The following is a 16,999-nucleotide window of genomic DNA, read 5'->3' as shown; positions in this document are numbered from 1 at the left end:
CGGCGGTGCCGGCATCGCCACTGGTGACCACGTTCCAACCGGCACGCCCCTTGCTGATCAGGTCCAGCGAGGCCAGGCGCCGAGCGACGTTGAACGGCGCGTTGTAGGAGGTAGTCAGTGTGCCGACCAGGCCGATATGACGGGTGCTTACAGCCAAAGCCGAGAGCAGGGTCAGAGGTTCGAGGCGATTGAGGTAATGGGACGGCGAACCTGGCGTGATGAACTGACTGTCGACGATGAAGATCAGGTCGAACAGCGCAGCTTCTGCCTGGCGGGCAATATCGATGTACCAGTCGATATTGACGCTGGCGTCGGCAGGCAGCGCCGGGTCCAGCCACAGGTTGTGTCGGCCGGGGCCACCACAGCCCATGGTCAGGGCACCCAGTTTGATCTGTCGCTTGCTCATGCCGGGGCCTCAGTGCTGGGTGACGGTGCTGTCCTGCAGCGCCGCCGAGAACGAAGTGTCGAACAGACTCGCGGCCGGATAGCCCTTGATCAGGCCAATGCCGGCAAAGAAGTCCACGGTCTTCTGCGCATCGGTGATCACCTGCGCGTTGAGCGGTGCCAGGTCGGTGCGTGCGCGGGCGAACCAGGCGCGGGCGATGTCGCCGTCGGCACGGGTACGCTTGGCCCAGGCGTCGGCGTACGCTTCGGTGTGTGCCGGGTCGCTCAGGGTCCATTGACGCGCCTTCTTTAGGCGCTGGAGGAAGTCGGCGATCTGCGCCCGCTTGTCCTGCAGCGCCTTGGCATTGGCGACCACGAAACTCTGCGCCGGGATGATCCCTTCGGCCGTGGCCAGCACCCTTGCGCCCTGGCGCTCCTGCTGGGTGACATAAGGCTCCCAGGTCGCGATCACATCGACTGAGCCGCCATCCAGCGCATGGGAGGCGTCCAGGGCGCTGAGGTAGCGCAGCTCCAATGCGTCGCGGGGTACGCCAGCCTTGTCGAGGGCGCTGAACAGCAGTTGCTGGCTCCAGGAACCTTTCCAGATCGCTGCGCGCTTGCCCTTGAGGTCGGCCAGGCTATGAATGTCAGAATCCTTGCGCGCGAGGATCGCCACGCCTTCGAGGTTCTGCCGCGACACCGCCAACACCTTGATCGGCGCCCCGAGTGCACCAAGAAACAACGGCGGTGCATCCCCCAACAGGCCGAGGTCGAGGCTGCCGACATTGAGCGCCTCGGCCACAGGGGAGCCGGCGGTGAACTGCTTCCACTCCAGGGTATAGGGCAAATCGTCAAGCACACCGGCCGCTTCCATCACGGCACGGGCGTTGTAGCTCTGGTCGCCGACCACCAGGGTCTGCGCGGCAGCCGCAAGGCTGATCGAGGTGGCCAGCACACCGGCGGCCAGTTGTTTGAGATAACGCACGTTCGTCTCCAGATGCCGCATCGGGCAAGTCAGGGCGATCCGCGCGTGCGGTCTCGTCGCGTGTAACAGTGAATGTCAGGCGTTGCGCGCTGCCACCTTGGCGCGGGTCAACGGAATCAGTTCGCGGCCATAGTCCTCGGCGTCGGCCAGCGGGTCGAAGCCGCGAATGAGAAAGCTGGTCTCCGATGACAGGCGATGGCCGATCATGCCGATGAATTGAACGCTCATTGCAGGTGTCCCATGGTCAGTTAGGTTTTTATAGCGTTTGAATCTAAGTGCCGACTGATTTATACGCTAACCACTTGATCACACCCTGTGAAATTCGTTTTAGGCATAACCTAATGCATTAAAAATGCAGATTTCGCAGATCATGCCACGCCACTTTTAAATACTGGTTTTGCATATTAGCTTATGAGTAATTTGAATTTTGAGAATATTCATGCAGTTGCTAGGGTTTACCCATGATCGTCAGCCCGAGCCTGAACCATGAGCCAGACACCGCGCCTGGAGCGCCTGCGCCACTTCATTGGCGAACTCTCCGACCTGTTGGACCGCCACCCCGACGAAGCCACCCTGCTCGACCAGGGCCACACCCTGCTGCACAGCCTGGTCGCCCATGACGACTGGTTGCCCGAAGCCCTTGCCCAGCCGGACCCCGCCCGCTACCAGCAATACCTGCTGCATTGCGATTCGCGCCAGCGCTTCTCGGTGGTCAGCTTCGTCTGGGGCCCAGGCCAGAGCACGCCGATCCATGACCACCGTGTCTGGGGGTTGATCGGTATGTTGCGCGGTGCCGAATACGCCCAAGGCTTCACCCGCGACGCCCATGGCGCCCTGGTGGCGCAGGGCGAGCGGCTGCGGATCGACCCTGGCCACGTGGAAGCGGTGTCACCGCGCATCGGCGATATCCATCAGGTCAGCAACGCCTTCGACGACCGGGTCTCGATCAGCATCCATGTCTACGGCGCCAACATCGGTGCGGTCAGCCGCGCCGTATACCTGCCCGACGGTAGCGAGAAGCCGTTCATCTCCGGTTATTCCAACACCAGCCTGCCCAACATCTGGGACCTGTCCAAAGAGAACCCTGCCCCATGACCCGCCTCAGCACCCGCAGTTTTCATGACCTTCGCACCGCCCTGCTGGCCCAGGAAGAAGTCGCCCTGATCGACCTGCGCGAGGAAGACCCCTTCGCCCAGGCGCATCCGCTGTTCGCGGCCAACATCCCGCTTTCGAAGCTGGAACTGGAAATCTTCGCCCGCGTGCCACGCCGAGACACCGCCATCACCGTCTATGACGATGGCGAGGGGCTGTCGGCCATCGCTGTCGAGCGGCTGCAGGCGCTGGGCTACAGCGATGTGGCGGTGCTCGAAGGTGGGCTTGGCGGTTGGCGCGATGCCGGCGGCGAGCTGTTTCGCGACGTCAACGTACCCAGCAAAGCGTTCGGCGAACTGGTGGAGAGTGTGCGCCACACGCCCTCGCTGGCCGCCGAAGAGGTCCAGGCCCTGCTCGACAGCCAGGCCGACGTGGTGGTGCTCGACGCCCGGCGCTTCGACGAATACCAGACCATGAGCATTCCCGGGGGCATCAGCGTGCCTGGCGCCGAACTGGTGCTGCGCGTCGCCGAACTGGCGCCGGATCCGGCGACCCGGGTGATCGTCAACTGCGCAGGGCGCACCCGCAGCATCATCGGCACACAATCGCTGGTCAACGCCGGCATCCCCAACCCGGTGGCGGCGCTGCGCAACGGCACTATCGGCTGGACACTGGCCGGTCAACAACTGGCCCACGGCCAGGCGCAGCGCTTCGCCGAGGTCGGCGACAGCACCCGCAGCAGCGCTGCCGAGCGCGCCCGCGCCGTCGCCGACCGGGCCGGAGTGCGACGCCTGGACCGCCAGGGCCTGGCCGCCTGGCAGGCAGAGACTGCGCGCACCACCTATCTGTTCGACGTGCGCACACCCGAGGAATACGCTGCCGGTCACCTGCCCGACAGCCGCTCCACGCCCGGTGGCCAGTTGGTGCAGGAAACCGATCACAACGCCAGCGTACGCGGCGCACGCATCGTGCTGGTCGATGACGACGGCGTGCGTGCCAACATGAGCGCTTCGTGGCTCGCGCAGATGGGCTGGGAAGTGGCGGTGCTCGACGGCCTGAGCAAGGCCGACTTCAGCGAAACCGGCGAATGGCAGGCACCCCGCCCGGCGCTGGCGCGCAATACCGAGATCGACGTCGAGCAATTGCAGGCCTGGCTGGCCGAGGAAGGCACCGTCTTGCTGGACTTCACCGCCAGCGCCAACTACGTCAAGCGCCACATCCCAGGTGCTTATTGGGTGATCCGCGCGCAGTTGCCCGAGGCCCTGGAGCGCCTGCCCAAGGCCGAGCGCTACGTGCTGACCTGCGGCAGCAGCCTGCTGGCAAGCTTTGCCGCCACCGACCTGCAAGCCCTGACGCGCACACCGGTCTACCTGCTGACAGGCGGCACGGCGAGCTGGATCGCCGCCGGCAAGCCACTGGAAACAGGTGAGACGCGCCTGGCGGTGGAGCGTACCGACCGCTACCGCCGGCCATACGAAGGGACCGACAACCCGCGTGAAGCCATGCAAGGCTACCTCGACTGGGAGTTCGGTCTGATCGCGCAACTGGAGCGTGATGGCACCCACGGCTTCAAGGTGCTGTGACCCGAAGCGCTGTGGCTGCAGGCCTATCCGCTCCTGCGAGGTACGCCTGCAGCTTCAGCGCCAGAAACCCATGCAAGCGCCGCACCGCCGGGCTCAGCGACTGCCGGTGCGCGCACACCAGTTGCAGCGGTGCCGCCTGCCCTGCATGGTCCGTCAGCAACTCCACCAGCCTTCCGGCGCGAATGTCCTCGAGCACATCCAGGCGCGACTTGTAAACCACACCGAGCCCTGCCACCGCCCAGCGTCGCACGATATCGGCATCGTCGCTGCAGCGGTCGCCACTGACCAGTACCGTGGTCATTGCGCCTGCATTCTCGAAACTCCAGCGTTCGTGGATCTGCTCACCCATTACATAACGCAGGCAGTTGTGCCCGGCCAGCGCCTGCGGAGTCTGCGGCGCGCCATGGCGGGCGATATAGGACGGTGCTGCACAGAGCGTACGCCGGTTATCGGCGGCCAGCGGCAAGGCCACCAGGCTGGAGTCCCCCAGCAGCCCGTAGCGGATGCTGACATCCAGTTGCTCGCCAAATAGATCGGCCACCTGGTCGCTGACCCGCAGGCGCATGTCGAGTCGTGGATATTCGGCCTGAAACTCCGTCAGCCAGGGCAACAGCAGGTTGCGCCCCAGGTCCGACGGCATCGACAACCGCAGTGGCCCCGCCAGTTCGGCGCGTGCTTGCTCCAGCGCCATCTCGCCGTCGACCAGCGCGTCCAGGGCCTGACGCGCGTGAGGCAGATAACGCTCGCCATCGTCCGACAGGCGCAGACGGCGTGTCGAGCGCACCAACAGACGAATCCCCAGGCTGTGCTCCAGGCGCTGCAACGCGGCGCTGGCCAGAGCCGGCGAGATGTCCAACTGCCGCGCTGCCGCCGAAAGCCCACCGGCCTCGACAGTGGTGACGAACACCTGAAGGTCGTCCATGCGCACCCGCTTCTTCATGCGACGACTCCGTCACGTTCCACGCGCCGCGCATCACGACGTATCGCCTGGGGCGGAATACCGAACCCGCGTACAAAAGCCTCGCGCAAATGCCGACGGTCGCGAAATCCTGTCTCGCGCGCCACCACATCCAGGCTGTGGCGACTCTGCTCGATCATCAGCCGCGCCGCCTCCAGGCGCAGGCCCTCGATGGCTCGCGCCGGCGATTGCCCGGTTTCGGCAGTGAACACCCGGCTGAACTGGCGCGGGCTCAGGTGCGCAACCTCGGCCAGTTCCTCGACGCTCAGCGGCCGCCGCAGGTGCTGGCGAGCGTACTCGAGCACGCTCTGCATGCGGTCGGTGCGCGGTGCCAGGTCGAGCAGCTGCGAATGTTGCGACTGGCCTCCCGAGCGACGCTGGTGCATCACCAGCCGATGCGCAACGGCTCGTGCGAGCTCATGGCCGTGATCCTGCTCGAGCATGCCCAGGGCCATGTCGATACAGGCGGTCATGCCGGCGGACGTCCAGATGTTGCCATCGGCAATGAAGATGCGGTCGTCCTCTACCTGGATCGCCGGGTGCATCTGCCGCAGCTCCCGGGCGTAGACCCAATGCGTGGTCGCCCGACGCCCGTCGAGCAGGCCGGCTGCCGCCAAGGTGAAGGCCCCCGTACAGATCCCGGCGGTACGCCGCGCCTGCTCGCCCAGCCGACGCACCAGGTCCACGCTGGCCGCATCGGCAGGTGCGGCGATCGGCGACAATGTGCCCGCCACCAGCCAGGTGTCGGCATGCCCCGGGGTATCGACCGCCTGGGTCTGCAACTGCATACCCAGCGACGACACCAGCACACCGCCGGACACGCTGTAGTTGCCCAAGGCGTAGAGGCGCTTGCCCGTCAGCACATTGGCGAACTCGAACACCGACTGCGACGCCAGCGCCATGACTTGGAACCTTTCACACAACAGATAGCCGACCCGATGCATGACGCACCTCGCTTGATGTCCTGAAAAAGTACTATATGCGTCATTTGCGCCACAAGCAAAGCCGCGCATCATCGCTGCAACCCCACCCACGGAGCAGCAACCATGACTCGTACAGCCCTCATCACTGGCGCCTCTACCGGCATTGGCGCACTCTACGCCGAACACCTGGCCCGCCGTGGCCACGACCTGATCCTGGTCGCCCGCAACCGCGAACGCCTCAACCAACTGGCCTCGCGCCTGAGCAGCCAGACCGGACGCAGCGTCGAAGTGCTGCCGGCAGACCTGGCCGACAGCCAGGATCTGGCGCGCATCGAAACCCGCCTGCGCGAAGATGCCAGCATCGGCCTGCTGGTCAACAACGCGGGTATCGGCACCCACACCGCGCTGCTGGAAAGCGACGTCGAGCAGATGACCCGCATGATCACCCTGAACATCACCGCCCTCACCCGCCTGACCTATGCTGCGGTGCCTGGCTTCGTCGAGCGCGGCGAGGGTGCGCTGATCAACATCTCCTCAGTGGTCAGCCTGCTGCCGGAACTGCTCAATGGCGTGTATGGCGGCAGCAAGGCCTACGTCACCGCCTTCACCCAGAGCCTGCACAAGGAGCTGGCCGACAAAGGCGTGCAGGTCCAGGCCGTGCTGCCCGGCGCCACCGCCACCGATTTCTGGAGCATCGGCGGCCTGCCGGTGGAGCACCTGGATCCGGCGATCGTCATGACTGCGCAGGACCTAGTGGAAGCGGCACTGGCCGATTTCGACGCCAAGCGCCTGATCTCGATTCCGTCGCTGCACGAATTCGAACGCTTTGAGGCGTTCGAGGCCAGCCGTCAGGCGTTGAACGGGCACCTGTCGAATCAACAACTGGCGCCGCGTTATCGTCAGGGTTGATCGGGCTGTGCGATTGCGTGAGGGCTGACAGGTGTTCGCCGAAAGCTCTTTAGCGCCTGTAAGATCGAGCGCCGCCCGCGAGGCGCTCGATCTTACAGGCGCTAAAGAGCCTTCGCCGAGCAACAAAACTTGCGAGCCGCCACCCGAAATCGGAAGCTAGGCCGTCCCCCATCCGGATAGCCCCATGGAACTACACATTCGCCTGGAGGGCCGCAAGGGCCTGGCCGAGCAGCTCTACCAGCAGCTGCGCAGCGCCATTGACAGCGGCCACCTGGCAGTCGGCACCCAGCTGCCTCCCACGCGCCTGCTGGCCGAGCAGTTGCGGATATCGCGCAAGACCGTGGCCGAAGCCTACTCGCGGCTGACCTACGACAACCTGCTCAGCGGCGTGGTCGGACGTGGCACCTTCGTCAGCCCACGCCGGGCCCTGCAAGCCAGCGACGTCGAGCCGATTGCCCTGGCCGCCGCCAGCAGCCTGGAACGCTGGCAGCAACGCGCCACCGTGCTCGGCCGCTCCGCGCTCGAGGCGCCCTCGCGTTACGACTTCGTCGGCGGCGTATCGGCCAAGAGCCAGTTTCCCTTCGATCAATGGCGCGCCTTCCTGCAGTACGCCCTGCGCTGCAGCCAGCGCCACAGCGAGCGCCAGTTCCCGGCCCAGGGCCTGCCCGAGCTGCGCGAAGCCATCGCCCATCACATTGCCTTCGCCCGCGGCGTACATTGCAGCGCCGCCGATGTGTTGGTGTGCAACGGCGCCCAGCAGGCGCTGGACCTGATCGCCCGGGTATTGATCGAACCCGGTACACGCGTGGCCATGGAGGATCCCGGCTACCCGCCGGCACGCCAGCTGTTTCTGGCGATGGGCGCCGATTTGCAGTCGGTGCCGGTGGACGATGAAGGGCTGTGCGTCGAGCAGATCGCTGACGGCACCCGGCTGATCTACGTGACGCCGTCACACCAGTTCCCGCTGGGCATGCCGATGAGCGAGCGGCGCCGACACGCCCTGCTCGCCCGCGCAGCCGAGTTGGGAGCACTGATCATCGAGGACGACTACGACTGCGAGTTTCGCTATCAGGGCCCGGCCAGCGATGCGTTGCAACGCCTGGATCGACATGGGCTGGTGGCCTATGTCGGCACCTTTTCCAAGACCTTGCTGCCGGAGCTGCGCCTGGGCTATGCCGTACTGCCACCCAACGTCCTGCGCGCCGCCTGCGTGGCCAAGCACCTCAGCGACTGGCACAGCCCGAGCCTGCAGCAGTGGGCGCTGGCGCGCTTCATCGGCGAAGGGCACCTGAACCGCCATATTCGCCGCTGCCACGACATCTATGCCGCGCGGCGCGAACGAATCCTCGCACGCCTGGAAAGCGACCTGGCGCCCTGGCTGAGCGCCGTACCGGCCAGCGCCGGCTTTCACCTCAGCGCCCTGGCCGCACCTGGAGTCGATGTGGAGTTGCTGGTCCGGCTGACACGCCGGGTCGAAGTCGGCGTCTATTCACTGGCGCCGTTCTTCAACGACGTGCCGGTGCGTCCGGGGCTGCTGATGGGCTTCGGCGCCATCGAGCGGCTGGACATCGACCCGGCGCTGGACCGCGTGCGCGACGCCCTGCAGCAGCTCAGTTGAGCGTCGTCGCCTGCAGCGAGCGCCCCCGCCGGGCCATGGCAGCGGCGTAGCCTTGGGGGGCAAAGCGTACGGTCACCAGCAGCATCGCCACCACGGTCAGCGTCAGCAGCGTCCAGGCAGCCTGGAAATCGCCGGTGAACGCACGCAGCCAGCCCGTCACATAAGGCACGGTGCCGGTGACGATGAAGCCGACACCCTGCACGAAAGCAGCCAGGCTCCCCGCCTCGCCCGGTGTTTTCAGATGCTCGAGGGTCAGAGTAAGGCTCAGGCTGAAGCACGCACCCAGCCCCAGGCCGATCATCGCCACCCAAAGCCCCATCGCCTGGGTAGGCGCCCACAGCAAGCCGAGAAAGCCACCCAACTGGATTGCCAGCGCCAGCCACAGACCAGGCCGCCGATCATGCAGGCGCCTCAGCAGCAAGGGTAGCCCCAGCGCGCCACTGACCTGGAAGATGGTCATCAACCCCACCAACTCACCACCCCCCTGAGCTGTACCGCCGTGCTCCAGGTGATAGGCCGGCAACCAGGCGACCATGCTGGTGTAGCCACCGTTGATCAGGCCGAAATACAGCGCCAACAACCAGGCACGGCGATTACCGAACCAGTGACCGCCGCTGGCACCGGCCAGGTGAGGCGTGTCGTGGCGCGGGCGTAGCCAGGCCCAGCCGCACAGCGCAAGCAGCGCTGGTACTGCCCAGATACCCAGCCCCGCCTGCCAGCGCCCCGCTGCCTCGCTGACGGCCGGGCCGAGCACCGCAGCCAGGCCACCACCGCTCATCAAGGCCGCCGAATACAACCCCATCGACGCCGCCAGACGGGTCGGAAACCAGCGATTGACCAGCCCGGGCATCATGCCCTGTACCACCGCCACTCCAACCCCGGCAACTGCCGCACTGGCGATCAACGCCCAAGCGCTGTCCAACTGCAGGCGCCACAGGCAGGCCACGGCAATCGCCAAAAGCCCTCCCAGCATCCCGCCGTGCTCGCTGATCCAACGCCGCAGCCAAGGCTGCAGCAAAGGCACCAGCCCCATGCACAGCACCGGTAGCGCCGTGAGCAACGCCGCTTGCTGGTAGCCAAGCCCGGTGCTGTTGCGCATGGGTTCGAGCAAGGGACCAATGCTGGTCAGGATCGGCCGCAGGTTAAGGGCCAGCAGGATCACCAGCAGCAGGTTCAACGCGCCTCTCATGCCGGGTTCGCCTGCCGCCACTGCTGGTACAGGCCGCCCTCGCCCTCGGGCTTGAGCGCCCGCAGTGGCAGGCTCTGCTGCTGCGGCGCACGTGCCATCTGCGCGTAGACCGCCGCCGTGGACAGCCCGTAAGGCTCGCCCTCGTCGTTGTCATAGGCAAACCATGCCCGCTCGATGCCGCACAGGTGCATGGCAGCCAGGCACATCGGGCACGGGTGGCCACTGGCATAGACTTCAGCGCCGTCCAGACGCGACCGGCCCAAGGCCTGGGCGGCTTTGCGGATCGCCTGCAATTCGGCATGGGCGGTCGGGTCCTGGGTGCTGTGAATCTCGTTGACCGCACGGGCCACGACCTGGCCCTGATACACCAGTACTGCACCGAACGGGCGGCCACCCGCCTCGATATTGGCGCGGGCCAGCGCCAATGCTTCACGCATGAAGGTTTCGTTGGACATGAATCGATACTCCTCGAACAACAGGCAGCCATTATCCCGGCTGCTGGCGCGCGGCAGAAATGAAGAGATTGGATGCAGGTCAGTGGCCGCACGAATGCCGGCATTGGTCTCCCGGCAAATAGCGGGATTGGCTATCGGGCCCTGCAGGCAACGGCGCTACGCTGGCACCACGAATCACCCCTGACTTGAACTGACTGGAGAATCACCATGCACGATCGAATCGAATGGGCCAGGCACGCCCCTGAAGCCTACAAGGCCATGGTCGGCCTGGAGCAGGTCCTGGCCAAGTGCGGCCTGGAGCATTCACTGCTCGAACTTGTGCGCCTGCGCGCCTCGCAGATCAACGGCTGCGCCTATTGCGTGAACCTGCACGCCAACGATGCGCGCAAGGCGGGCGAAACCGAGGCACGCTTGCAGACCTTGAGCGTCTGGCAGGAAACCCGTTTCTTCACGCCCCGTGAGCGCGCCGCGCTGGCCTGGCTGGAAAGCCTCACCCGCTTGCCTGAACGCGGTGCGCCGCAGGCCGAATACGAAGCGCTGCTGGAGCATTTCGAAGCGGGCGAAGTCGCCAACCTGACCCTGGCGATCGCTACCATCAATGCCTGGAACCGCTTTGGTGTCGGCTTTGCCATGGTGCCGGCTTGAGGTGGAGCCTTTGGGGCCGCCATGCGGCCCAGGCCATCTATGGGTTCACGCCCAGCCGGGTCCGATAACTCCCCGGACTCTGCCCCGTCCACTTCTTGAATGCACGATGAAAGGCGCTGGGCTCCTGGAACCCGGTCTGCTCGGCGATCTCGGCAATGCTCAACTGCCCCTCGCGCAATCGCTCGAACGCCATGGCCCGGCGCACTTCGTCCTTGATCTGCTGGTACGAGCGCCCCTCGCGCTCCAGTTGCCGGCGAAAGGTACTGGCGCTCAGGCCCTGGCGCTCGGCCATGGCAGTCAGGGTCGGCCACTGTCCGTAGCCACGGCTGCGCAGATGGCGATAAACCTCCGCCACCAGGTCGCCTTGGTTGCGAAAACGGATCACCAGGCCCTGCGGCGCGCTGCGCAGGAAGGTCTTGAGCGCGGCCAGGTCCTGCACCACCGGCAGGCGCAACCAGGCACTGTCGAACTCCACTTCGGTCCGCCCGCTGCCCAAGCGCAGGTCCGGTCCCCACAGCAGCGTGTCGTCCTCCTGTGCGGGGCGCGCCACGGCCAGCTCGGTGCGGTCGATGCTGATGCGTCTTCCAGCCAGCCAGCACAGCAGGCCGACGACCAGCACCAGAAAGGTTTCCTCGGCATAGACCCGGGTCAGAGGATCGCCGATGTTCGATTGCACGCTGATCACCGCACGCCCGCCGCGCACCGCAAAACTGCCGCGCAAATCGCGCAGGAACAGTGCGAAATTGCCCAGGCACTGGCGCAGGGCCTTTTCCAGGGTCAGCTCCTGGATCAAGCCACGGCAGATCAGGGCAAAGCTACCCATCGGCATGCCATGGCTGTCGAGACGGAAAAACTCGTCGTCCAGGTCTTCGATCAGCGCCAGCCACAGCCGGGCAAACGCCTTGGCCGGCACCCGCGCCTGGGGCTGGGCCAGCAGCGCCGGGTCGATGCCGACCGCACGCAGTTGCGCATCGCGCGCCTCGGGGCGATCGCGCAGGGCGTGGAGCATGGCATTGAGAAAGTACACCGCGACCGAATCGCTTTCGCGCATGACGGATATCCGCTGTCTATGCTGAGTGGCAAAAAATGCCAGGTTGACTGAGCAGTTTCGGCATAGGCCCTTTCTCGGCCTTTGCCTAGACTCGGAGCCCATCCGCAACGGTCGCCATTCTCGCAGAGCCCGGCACCGTCCCGCCACGCCTTCGCAATCGGAGCTATATATGAGCAGCGCAGAAATCTACGTCGTCAGTGCAGTGCGTTCGGCCATCGGTGGTTTTGGTGGTTCACTCAAGGACCTGCCGCTGGCCGACCTCGCCACCGCCGTAACGCGCGCTGCCATCGAGCGCTCGGGCGTGGCCGCCGAGCAGATCGGCCATGTGGTGATGGGCAACGTGATTCCGACCGAGCCCCGCGACGCCTACCTGGGCCGAGTGGCGGCGATGAACGCCGGCATTCCCAAGGAAACCCCGGCATTCAACGTCAACCGCCTGTGCGGGTCGGGCCTGCAGGCTATCGTATCCGCCGCCCAGGGCCTGCTGCTGGGCGATACCGACATTGCCCTGGCGGCTGGCGCCGAGTCCATGAGCCGCGGACCTTACCTGCTCCCGCAAGCCCGTTGGGGTGCGCGCATGGGTGACCTGCAGGGCATCGACTACATGGTCGGCATCCTGCAGGATCCATTCGAAGGCTTCCACATGGGTCTCACCGCCGAGAACGTCGCCGCCAAGCACGGCATCACCCGTGAAATGCAGGACGAACTGGCGTTGACCAGTCAGCGTCGCGCCGCCCGCGCCATCGCCGAAGGCCGCTTCGACAGCCAGATCGTGCCGATCGAACTGAAAACCCGCAAAGGCAGCGTGCAGTTCGCCATCGATGAGCACGTGCGCGGGGATGTCAGTGCCGAACAGTTGGCGGGGATGCGCACCGCGTTCAAGAAAGACGGCAGCGTCACCGCTGGCAATGCCAGCGGGATCAACGACGGCGCCGCTGGCCTGGTCCTGGCTACTGGCGATGCGGTGCGCCGCCTGGGTCTCAAGCCGCTGGCACGGCTGGTGGCCTACGCCCATGCCGGGGTCGAACCTGAGCTGATGGGCCTGGGCCCGATCCCGGCCACGCGCAAGGTGCTGGAAAAAGCCGGCCTGTCGGTCAACGACCTGGACGTGATCGAGTCCAACGAAGCCTTCGCCGCCCAGGCCTGCGCCGTGGCCCAGGCATTGGGCTTCGATCCGGAAAAGGTCAACCCCAACGGTTCGGGCATCTCGCTGGGCCACCCGGTCGGCGCCACCGGCGCGATCATCGCCACCAAGGCCATTCACGAGTTGCAGCGTATCCAGGGCCGCTATGGGCTGGCCACCATGTGCATCGGCGGCGGCCAAGGCATCGCCGTGGTCTTTGAGCGCGTGTGACGGGAGCATCGACATGACCATTCAGCAGATTGCCGTGATCGGCGCCGGTACCATGGGCAACGGCATCGCCCAGGTGTGCGCGATAGCCGGTTTCCAGGTGTTGCTCATCGATGTCAGTGACGCTGCGCTGGAGCGCGGTGTCGCCACACTGAGCAAGAACCTGGAGCGCCAGGTCAGCAAGGGCACCCTTGAGGCGGACAAAGCCGAAGCAGCCAGGACACGCATCCGCACCAGTACCGACTACGCACAGCTGTCGAGCGCGCAACTGGTGATCGAGGCCGCCACCGAAAACCTGGCGCTCAAGCAGCGCATCCTCCAGCAGGTGGCCGCCAGTGTCGCTGCACAGTGCCTGATCGCCACCAATACCTCCTCGCTGTCGGTCACTCAGCTGGCCGCCAGCATCGAGCACCCTGAGCGGTTCATCGGCGTGCATTTCTTCAACCCGGTGCCGATGATGGCCCTGGTCGAGGTCATCCGTGGCCTGCAGACCAGCGACACGACCTACGCCCAGGCGCTGCTGGTCACCGAGAAACTGGGCAAGACACCGATCACTGCGGGCAATCGCCCGGGCTTCGTGGTCAACCGCATCCTGGTGCCGATGATCAATGAAGCGATCTTCGTGCGTCAGGAGGGACTGGCCAGCGCCGAGGATATCGACACGGGCATGCGCCTGGGCTGCAACCAACCGATTGGCCCGCTGGCCCTGGCCGACCTGATCGGCCTGGACACCCTGCTGGCGATCATGGAGGCCTTCCACGAGGGCTTCAACGACAGCAAGTACCGCCCTGCACCGCTGCTCAAGGAGATGGTTGCTGCCGGATACCTCGGGCGCAAGAGCGGCCGTGGTTTCTTCACCTACTGAGGAGCGCGCGCCATGCCAGTCACTGCTGCTCTGCGCTGCGCCAATTTCGAGGAACGCCGCGACAGGGCCATGGCGCTGTTCGCCGAAAAAGGCTTCGGCCAGGTCAGCATGCGCGAGCTGGCCGCGCATGTCGGGCTGACGGCGGGCTCGCTGTACCACCATTTCCCGAGCAAGCAGGACTTGTTGTTCGACCTGATCGAGGAACTGTACGAAGAACTGCTGGCTACGCTCGACCAGGGCCGCCGGGCACTGGCCCGGGGCAAGCCGGCACTGCCTGGCCTGATTGCCGCACACTGGCAACTGCATGCAGAACGGCCCTTGCAGTTTCGTCTGGCAGAGCGGGATTTCTGCTGCCTGAGCGAGGCTCAGCAGAGACGCCTGGGCGAGCTGCGCCAGGACTACGAAACCGGGCTGTTGCAACTGGTCGCGCCCAAGGCGCGGCATGGCGGCGAGGTGCTGGCAGCGGCCGGCCATGTGCTGGGCAGCTTGCTGAACCAGCTGCCGGGCGTTCTGCAAGCGCGTGGCGTGCCCGAGCTGCAAGGCGTCGGGCTGATGGAGAGCCTGGTGGCGGGCGGGATAGAGCGAGCGTTGGTGTGAACGGTACGCGCTTCGCGTCCCGCTCACACCACCCCCTGCGTCAGGACGCCGCCGAAGCTTCCTCGCCCACCACTTCACGCGCTGCGTAGCGCTGTGCCAGCACCGCACACACCATCAGCTGGATCTGGTGGAACAGCATCAGCGGCAGGATCATCGCGCCGATCCCGCTCCCCACGAACAATACCTGAGCCATCGGCACCCCGGTGGCCAGGCTCTTCTTCGAGCCGGCAAACAGGATGGTGATGCGGTCTTCGACGTTGAAGCCCAGCACGCGCCCCAGCAAGCGGGTACCGAGCAGCACCACCGCCAGCAACACGCCGCAGGCGACGAACAGACCCAGCAAGTGCTGCGGCGAGACGGTACTCCACAAGCCCGTCACCACCGCTTCACTGAACGCGGTATAGACCACCAGCAGGATCGAACCCTGGTCGACGATCTTCAGCCAGCGTGCATTCTTCTTGACCCAGGCGCCGATCCAGCGACGGGCGATCTGCCCGGCCACGAAGGGCACCAGCAGCTGCAAGGTAATCTTCAGTACTGCATCGAGCCCCGAACCGGTATCGCCGTCAGCCCCCAGCAACAGCATCACCAGCAACGGCGTAAGGAAGATACCCAGCAGGCTGGAGGCCGCCGCGCTGCAGATCGCTGCCGGGACATTCCCACGTGCCAGCGAAGTGAAGGCGATGGCCGATTGCACGGTCGCCGGCAAGGCACACAGGTACAGCAAGCCCAGGTACAGCTCGTTGCCCACCAGCGGCACGAACAGGGGCTTGAACGCCAGGCCCAGCAACGGGAACAGGACGAAGGTGCACGAGAACACCAGAATGTGCAGGCGCCAGTGGCCGGCCCCGGAGATGATCGCCTCGCGGGACAGCTTGGCGCCGTGCAGGAAGAACAGCAGGGCAATCGCCAGGTTGGTCAGCCAGCCAAAGGCGACCGCGCCGTCACCCGAGCAGGGCAGCAAGGTGGCAAGCAGGACCACCGAGAGCAGGGTCAGGGTGAATTTATCGAAAAGCATGCGCAGGTACTTCATGAAGTGTCCGTCTTGTCATGGTGCAAGGCCTGACGATAAGGTCTGCGCTCTCTCGGCGCTAACGCCGGAACCCCCGCCAGTGTCGCTGAACGGACATTGGCCCTCTTCCAGGCAAGGAAACCTATCGATGTACAGCCTACGCCCCGTCCTGCTCACCCTGGCCCTGGCGGTGTCCGCCCCCCCTGCGCTGGCCGACGACCTGCAACGCCAGGTCGACGCCATCGTCCAGCCACTGATGCAGGCACAACACATTCCCGGCATGGCCGTGGCGGTCTACGCCAACGGCCAGGCGCACTACTTCAGCTACGGCGTGGCCGACAAGGACGACAACCGGCCTGTGACCCACGACACGCTTTTCGAGGTCGGCTCGGTGAGCAAGACCTACACCGCCACCCTCGTCGCCCTGGCCAGCGCCCAAGGCAAGCTCGACCTCGATGCCCCGGCCAGCCGCTACCAGCCAGCGCTGGCGAAGTCGGACCTAGGTACGGCGAGCGTGCTGGAGCTGGGCGCCTACAGTGCCGACTGCCTGCCCTTGCAGTTCCCCGACGCGGTGGCCAACGACGCGCAGGCGTTGGTGTTCCTCCAGCAATGGCAGCAGAAAACCGAGCGCGGCACCCGCCGTTGCTATTCCAATCCGAGCCTAGGACTGTTCGGCAGCCTCGCGGCGCAGGCGCAGAAGCGCCCGTTCGCCGAACTGATGCAGCAAGGCCTGCTCCCGGGCCTGGGCCTGAAGCACACCTACCTGCAGGTCCCGGCAGCAGAACGCGGCCACTACGCCCAGGGCTACGACGCCAATGAGCGCCCGATTCGCGTAAGCCCTGGCGCCTTCGCCGACGAAGCCTACGGCATCAAGACCAGCGCTACCGACATGCTCACCTACCTGCGCGCGCAACTCGATCCACGGGGTTTGTCGGCGGATATGGCCAAGGCGATCGCCATCACCCACGGCGGCTACTTCCAGGTGGGCGACATGACCCAGGGCCTGGGCTGGGAACGCTACCCCTACCCGGTCGCACTCGACACCCTGATCAAGGGCAATGGTGTGCAGATGATCCGTGAGCCGCAAATCGCTACACGGCTGCAACCCGCACAACCGGCCGGCCCAGCGTACTGGTACAACAAGACCGGGGCCACTACCGGGTTCGGTGCCTACGTCGCCTTTGTGCCTGCCAAGGGGGTCGCCATCGCGCTGCTCGCCAATCGCAATTACCCCAACGATGAACGGGTCCGTGCAGCCCACGCGATCCTGTCTGCCGTAGCGCCTTGAGTGCCATGCATTTCAAGGTGTTTGCGTAGAGGCTGAGAGGGGTTCGCCGAAAGATTTTCAGCGTCTATGAGATCGAGCGCCGCCCGCGCGGCGC

Annotated in this window: 17 protein-coding genes and 1 pseudogene; 9 read left to right on the top strand and 9 right to left on the bottom strand. The window is 65.6% G+C overall.

The features are described from left to right. From HU729_RS21340 to HU729_RS21330, 3 genes and pseudogenes are all read right to left on the bottom strand, one after another. Positions 1–406 (bottom strand): LLM class flavin-dependent oxidoreductase (locus tag HU729_RS21340; protein ID WP_186711480.1); only part of this gene is annotated, 406 nt, incomplete at its 3' end. A gap of 9 nt (positions 407–415) precedes the next feature. After that, positions 416–1,369 carry an aliphatic sulfonate ABC transporter substrate-binding protein gene (locus HU729_RS21335; protein WP_186711479.1) on the bottom strand — a complete coding sequence of 318 codons (954 nt, stop codon included), beginning with the start codon at positions 1,367–1,369 and terminating at the stop codon, positions 416–418. Between the two features lie 75 nt (positions 1,370–1,444). Beyond that, positions 1,445–1,546: pseudogene (locus tag HU729_RS21330) on the bottom strand (hypothetical protein); the annotation flags it as partial. 309 nt (positions 1,547–1,855) lie between these two features. On the opposite strand from HU729_RS21330, the gene HU729_RS21325 reads away from it, so the two are divergent. Together HU729_RS21325 and HU729_RS21320 are read left to right on the top strand one after the other, a co-directional pair. After that, positions 1,856–2,464: a cysteine dioxygenase gene (locus HU729_RS21325; RefSeq protein WP_186711478.1), complete on the top strand. Its 609-nt coding sequence runs from the start codon at positions 1,856–1,858 to the stop codon at positions 2,462–2,464. After that, positions 2,461–4,044 (top strand): rhodanese-related sulfurtransferase, encoded by a 1,584-nt coding sequence (locus HU729_RS21320; RefSeq protein WP_186711477.1) that lies wholly within the window; start codon positions 2,461–2,463, stop codon positions 4,042–4,044. The genes HU729_RS21325 and HU729_RS21320 overlap by 4 nt, the downstream gene beginning before the upstream one ends. On the opposite strand, the gene HU729_RS21315 is transcribed toward HU729_RS21320, so the two are convergent. Beyond that, positions 4,031–4,984 carry a LysR family transcriptional regulator gene (locus HU729_RS21315; RefSeq protein ID WP_186711476.1) on the bottom strand — a complete coding sequence of 318 codons (954 nt, stop codon included), beginning with the start codon at positions 4,982–4,984 and terminating at the stop codon, positions 4,031–4,033. The genes HU729_RS21320 and HU729_RS21315 overlap by 14 nt on opposite strands. Next, a complete protein-coding gene (locus HU729_RS21310) occupies positions 4,981–5,946 on the bottom strand; it encodes a GlxA family transcriptional regulator (RefSeq protein ID WP_186711475.1) in 966 nt (321 codons plus the stop codon). The genes HU729_RS21315 and HU729_RS21310 overlap by 4 nt, the downstream gene beginning before the upstream one ends. 102 nt (positions 5,947–6,048) lie before the next feature. On the opposite strand from HU729_RS21310, the gene HU729_RS21305 reads away from it, so the two are divergent. After that, entirely contained in the window at positions 6,049–6,834 is a 786-nt protein-coding gene (locus tag HU729_RS21305) for an SDR family oxidoreductase (RefSeq protein ID WP_186664376.1), read from the top strand. Between the two features lie 184 nt (positions 6,835–7,018). Next, positions 7,019–8,452: a PLP-dependent aminotransferase family protein gene (locus HU729_RS21300; protein WP_186711474.1), complete on the top strand. Its 1,434-nt coding sequence runs from the start codon at positions 7,019–7,021 to the stop codon at positions 8,450–8,452. Here HU729_RS21300 and HU729_RS21295 read toward each other — a convergent pair. Further along, complete coding sequence (locus HU729_RS21295; protein ID WP_186664372.1) at positions 8,445–9,641, bottom strand: cyanate transporter; 1,197 nt, start codon at positions 9,639–9,641, stop codon at positions 8,445–8,447. The genes HU729_RS21300 and HU729_RS21295 overlap by 8 nt on opposite strands. Further along, positions 9,638–10,096 (bottom strand): nucleoside deaminase, encoded by a 459-nt coding sequence (locus HU729_RS21290; RefSeq protein ID WP_186664370.1) that lies wholly within the window; start codon positions 10,094–10,096, stop codon positions 9,638–9,640. The genes HU729_RS21295 and HU729_RS21290 overlap by 4 nt, the downstream gene beginning before the upstream one ends. Positions 10,097–10,303: 207 nt before the next feature. Here HU729_RS21290 and HU729_RS21285 point away from each other — a divergent pair, with 207 nt between their 5' ends. Continuing rightward, positions 10,304–10,741, top strand: a complete 438-nt coding sequence (locus tag HU729_RS21285; protein WP_186711473.1) for a carboxymuconolactone decarboxylase family protein — start codon at positions 10,304–10,306, stop codon at positions 10,739–10,741. A 37-nt stretch (positions 10,742–10,778) separates the two neighbouring features. On the opposite strand, the gene HU729_RS21280 is transcribed toward HU729_RS21285, so the two are convergent. Continuing rightward, positions 10,779–11,792, bottom strand: a complete 1,014-nt coding sequence (locus HU729_RS21280; protein ID WP_186711472.1) for an AraC family transcriptional regulator — start codon at positions 11,790–11,792, stop codon at positions 10,779–10,781. Between the two features lie 169 nt (positions 11,793–11,961). Here HU729_RS21280 and HU729_RS21275 point away from each other — a divergent pair, with 169 nt between their 5' ends. Genes HU729_RS21275 through HU729_RS21265 form a run of 3 tightly spaced genes read left to right on the top strand, consistent with a single transcriptional unit; the run spans position 11,962 to position 14,605 of the window. Next, positions 11,962–13,146, top strand: coding sequence for an acetyl-CoA C-acyltransferase family protein (locus HU729_RS21275; protein WP_186711471.1), 1,185 nt, complete (start codon positions 11,962–11,964; stop codon positions 13,144–13,146). A gap of 13 nt (positions 13,147–13,159) precedes the next feature. Further along, positions 13,160–14,008: a 3-hydroxybutyryl-CoA dehydrogenase gene (locus HU729_RS21270; protein WP_065862766.1), complete on the top strand. Its 849-nt coding sequence runs from the start codon at positions 13,160–13,162 to the stop codon at positions 14,006–14,008. Between the two features lie 12 nt (positions 14,009–14,020). Next, a complete protein-coding gene (locus HU729_RS21265) occupies positions 14,021–14,605 on the top strand; it encodes a TetR/AcrR family transcriptional regulator (protein WP_186664362.1) in 585 nt (194 codons plus the stop codon). A gap of 40 nt (positions 14,606–14,645) precedes the next feature. On the opposite strand, the gene HU729_RS21260 is transcribed toward HU729_RS21265, so the two are convergent. After that, a complete protein-coding gene (locus HU729_RS21260; protein ID WP_186711470.1) occupies positions 14,646–15,638 on the bottom strand; it encodes a bile acid:sodium symporter family protein in 993 nt (330 codons plus the stop codon). Positions 15,639–15,765: 127 nt separating this feature from the next. Between HU729_RS21260 and ampC the strand changes: the two genes are divergently transcribed. Continuing rightward, the gene (gene ampC, locus HU729_RS21255; protein WP_186711469.1) at positions 15,766–16,905 is read left to right on the top strand and encodes a class C beta-lactamase; all 1,140 of its coding nucleotides are present in this window, start codon (positions 15,766–15,768) and stop codon (positions 16,903–16,905) included. Positions 16,906–16,999: the final 94 nt, after the last annotated feature.

This window comes from Pseudomonas sp. RW10S2, assembly GCF_014268985.1.
Classification (GTDB): domain Bacteria; phylum Pseudomonadota; class Gammaproteobacteria; order Pseudomonadales; family Pseudomonadaceae; genus Aquipseudomonas; species Aquipseudomonas wayambapalatensis.
The sequence above is the reverse complement of the archived record's forward strand: the minus strand, read 5'-3'. Positions and strand labels throughout refer to the sequence as shown.

Coding starts and splice junctions, on each gene's coding strand:
- HU729_RS21280 (WP_186711472.1), bottom strand. CDS start 11,792: ATGCGCGAAAGCGATTCGGTCGCGGTGTACTTTCTCAATGCCATGCTC.
- HU729_RS21310 (WP_186711475.1), bottom strand. CDS start 5,946: ATGCATCGGGTCGGCTATCTGTTGTGTGAAAGGTTCCAAGTCATGGCG.
- HU729_RS21285 (WP_186711473.1), top strand. CDS start 10,304: ATGCACGATCGAATCGAATGGGCCAGGCACGCCCCTGAAGCCTACAAG.
- HU729_RS21300 (WP_186711474.1), top strand. CDS start 7,019: ATGGAACTACACATTCGCCTGGAGGGCCGCAAGGGCCTGGCCGAGCAG.
- HU729_RS21325 (WP_186711478.1), top strand. CDS start 1,856: ATGAGCCAGACACCGCGCCTGGAGCGCCTGCGCCACTTCATTGGCGAA.
- ampC (WP_186711469.1), top strand. CDS start 15,766: ATGTACAGCCTACGCCCCGTCCTGCTCACCCTGGCCCTGGCGGTGTCC.
- HU729_RS21295 (WP_186664372.1), bottom strand. CDS start 9,641: ATGAGAGGCGCGTTGAACCTGCTGCTGGTGATCCTGCTGGCCCTTAAC.
- HU729_RS21290 (WP_186664370.1), bottom strand. CDS start 10,096: ATGTCCAACGAAACCTTCATGCGTGAAGCATTGGCGCTGGCCCGCGCC.
- HU729_RS21315 (WP_186711476.1), bottom strand. CDS start 4,984: ATGAAGAAGCGGGTGCGCATGGACGACCTTCAGGTGTTCGTCACCACT.
- HU729_RS21260 (WP_186711470.1), bottom strand. CDS start 15,638: ATGAAGTACCTGCGCATGCTTTTCGATAAATTCACCCTGACCCTGCTC.
- HU729_RS21270 (WP_065862766.1), top strand. CDS start 13,160: ATGACCATTCAGCAGATTGCCGTGATCGGCGCCGGTACCATGGGCAAC.
- HU729_RS21320 (WP_186711477.1), top strand. CDS start 2,461: ATGACCCGCCTCAGCACCCGCAGTTTTCATGACCTTCGCACCGCCCTG.
- HU729_RS21275 (WP_186711471.1), top strand. CDS start 11,962: ATGAGCAGCGCAGAAATCTACGTCGTCAGTGCAGTGCGTTCGGCCATC.
- HU729_RS21305 (WP_186664376.1), top strand. CDS start 6,049: ATGACTCGTACAGCCCTCATCACTGGCGCCTCTACCGGCATTGGCGCA.
- HU729_RS21265 (WP_186664362.1), top strand. CDS start 14,021: ATGCCAGTCACTGCTGCTCTGCGCTGCGCCAATTTCGAGGAACGCCGC.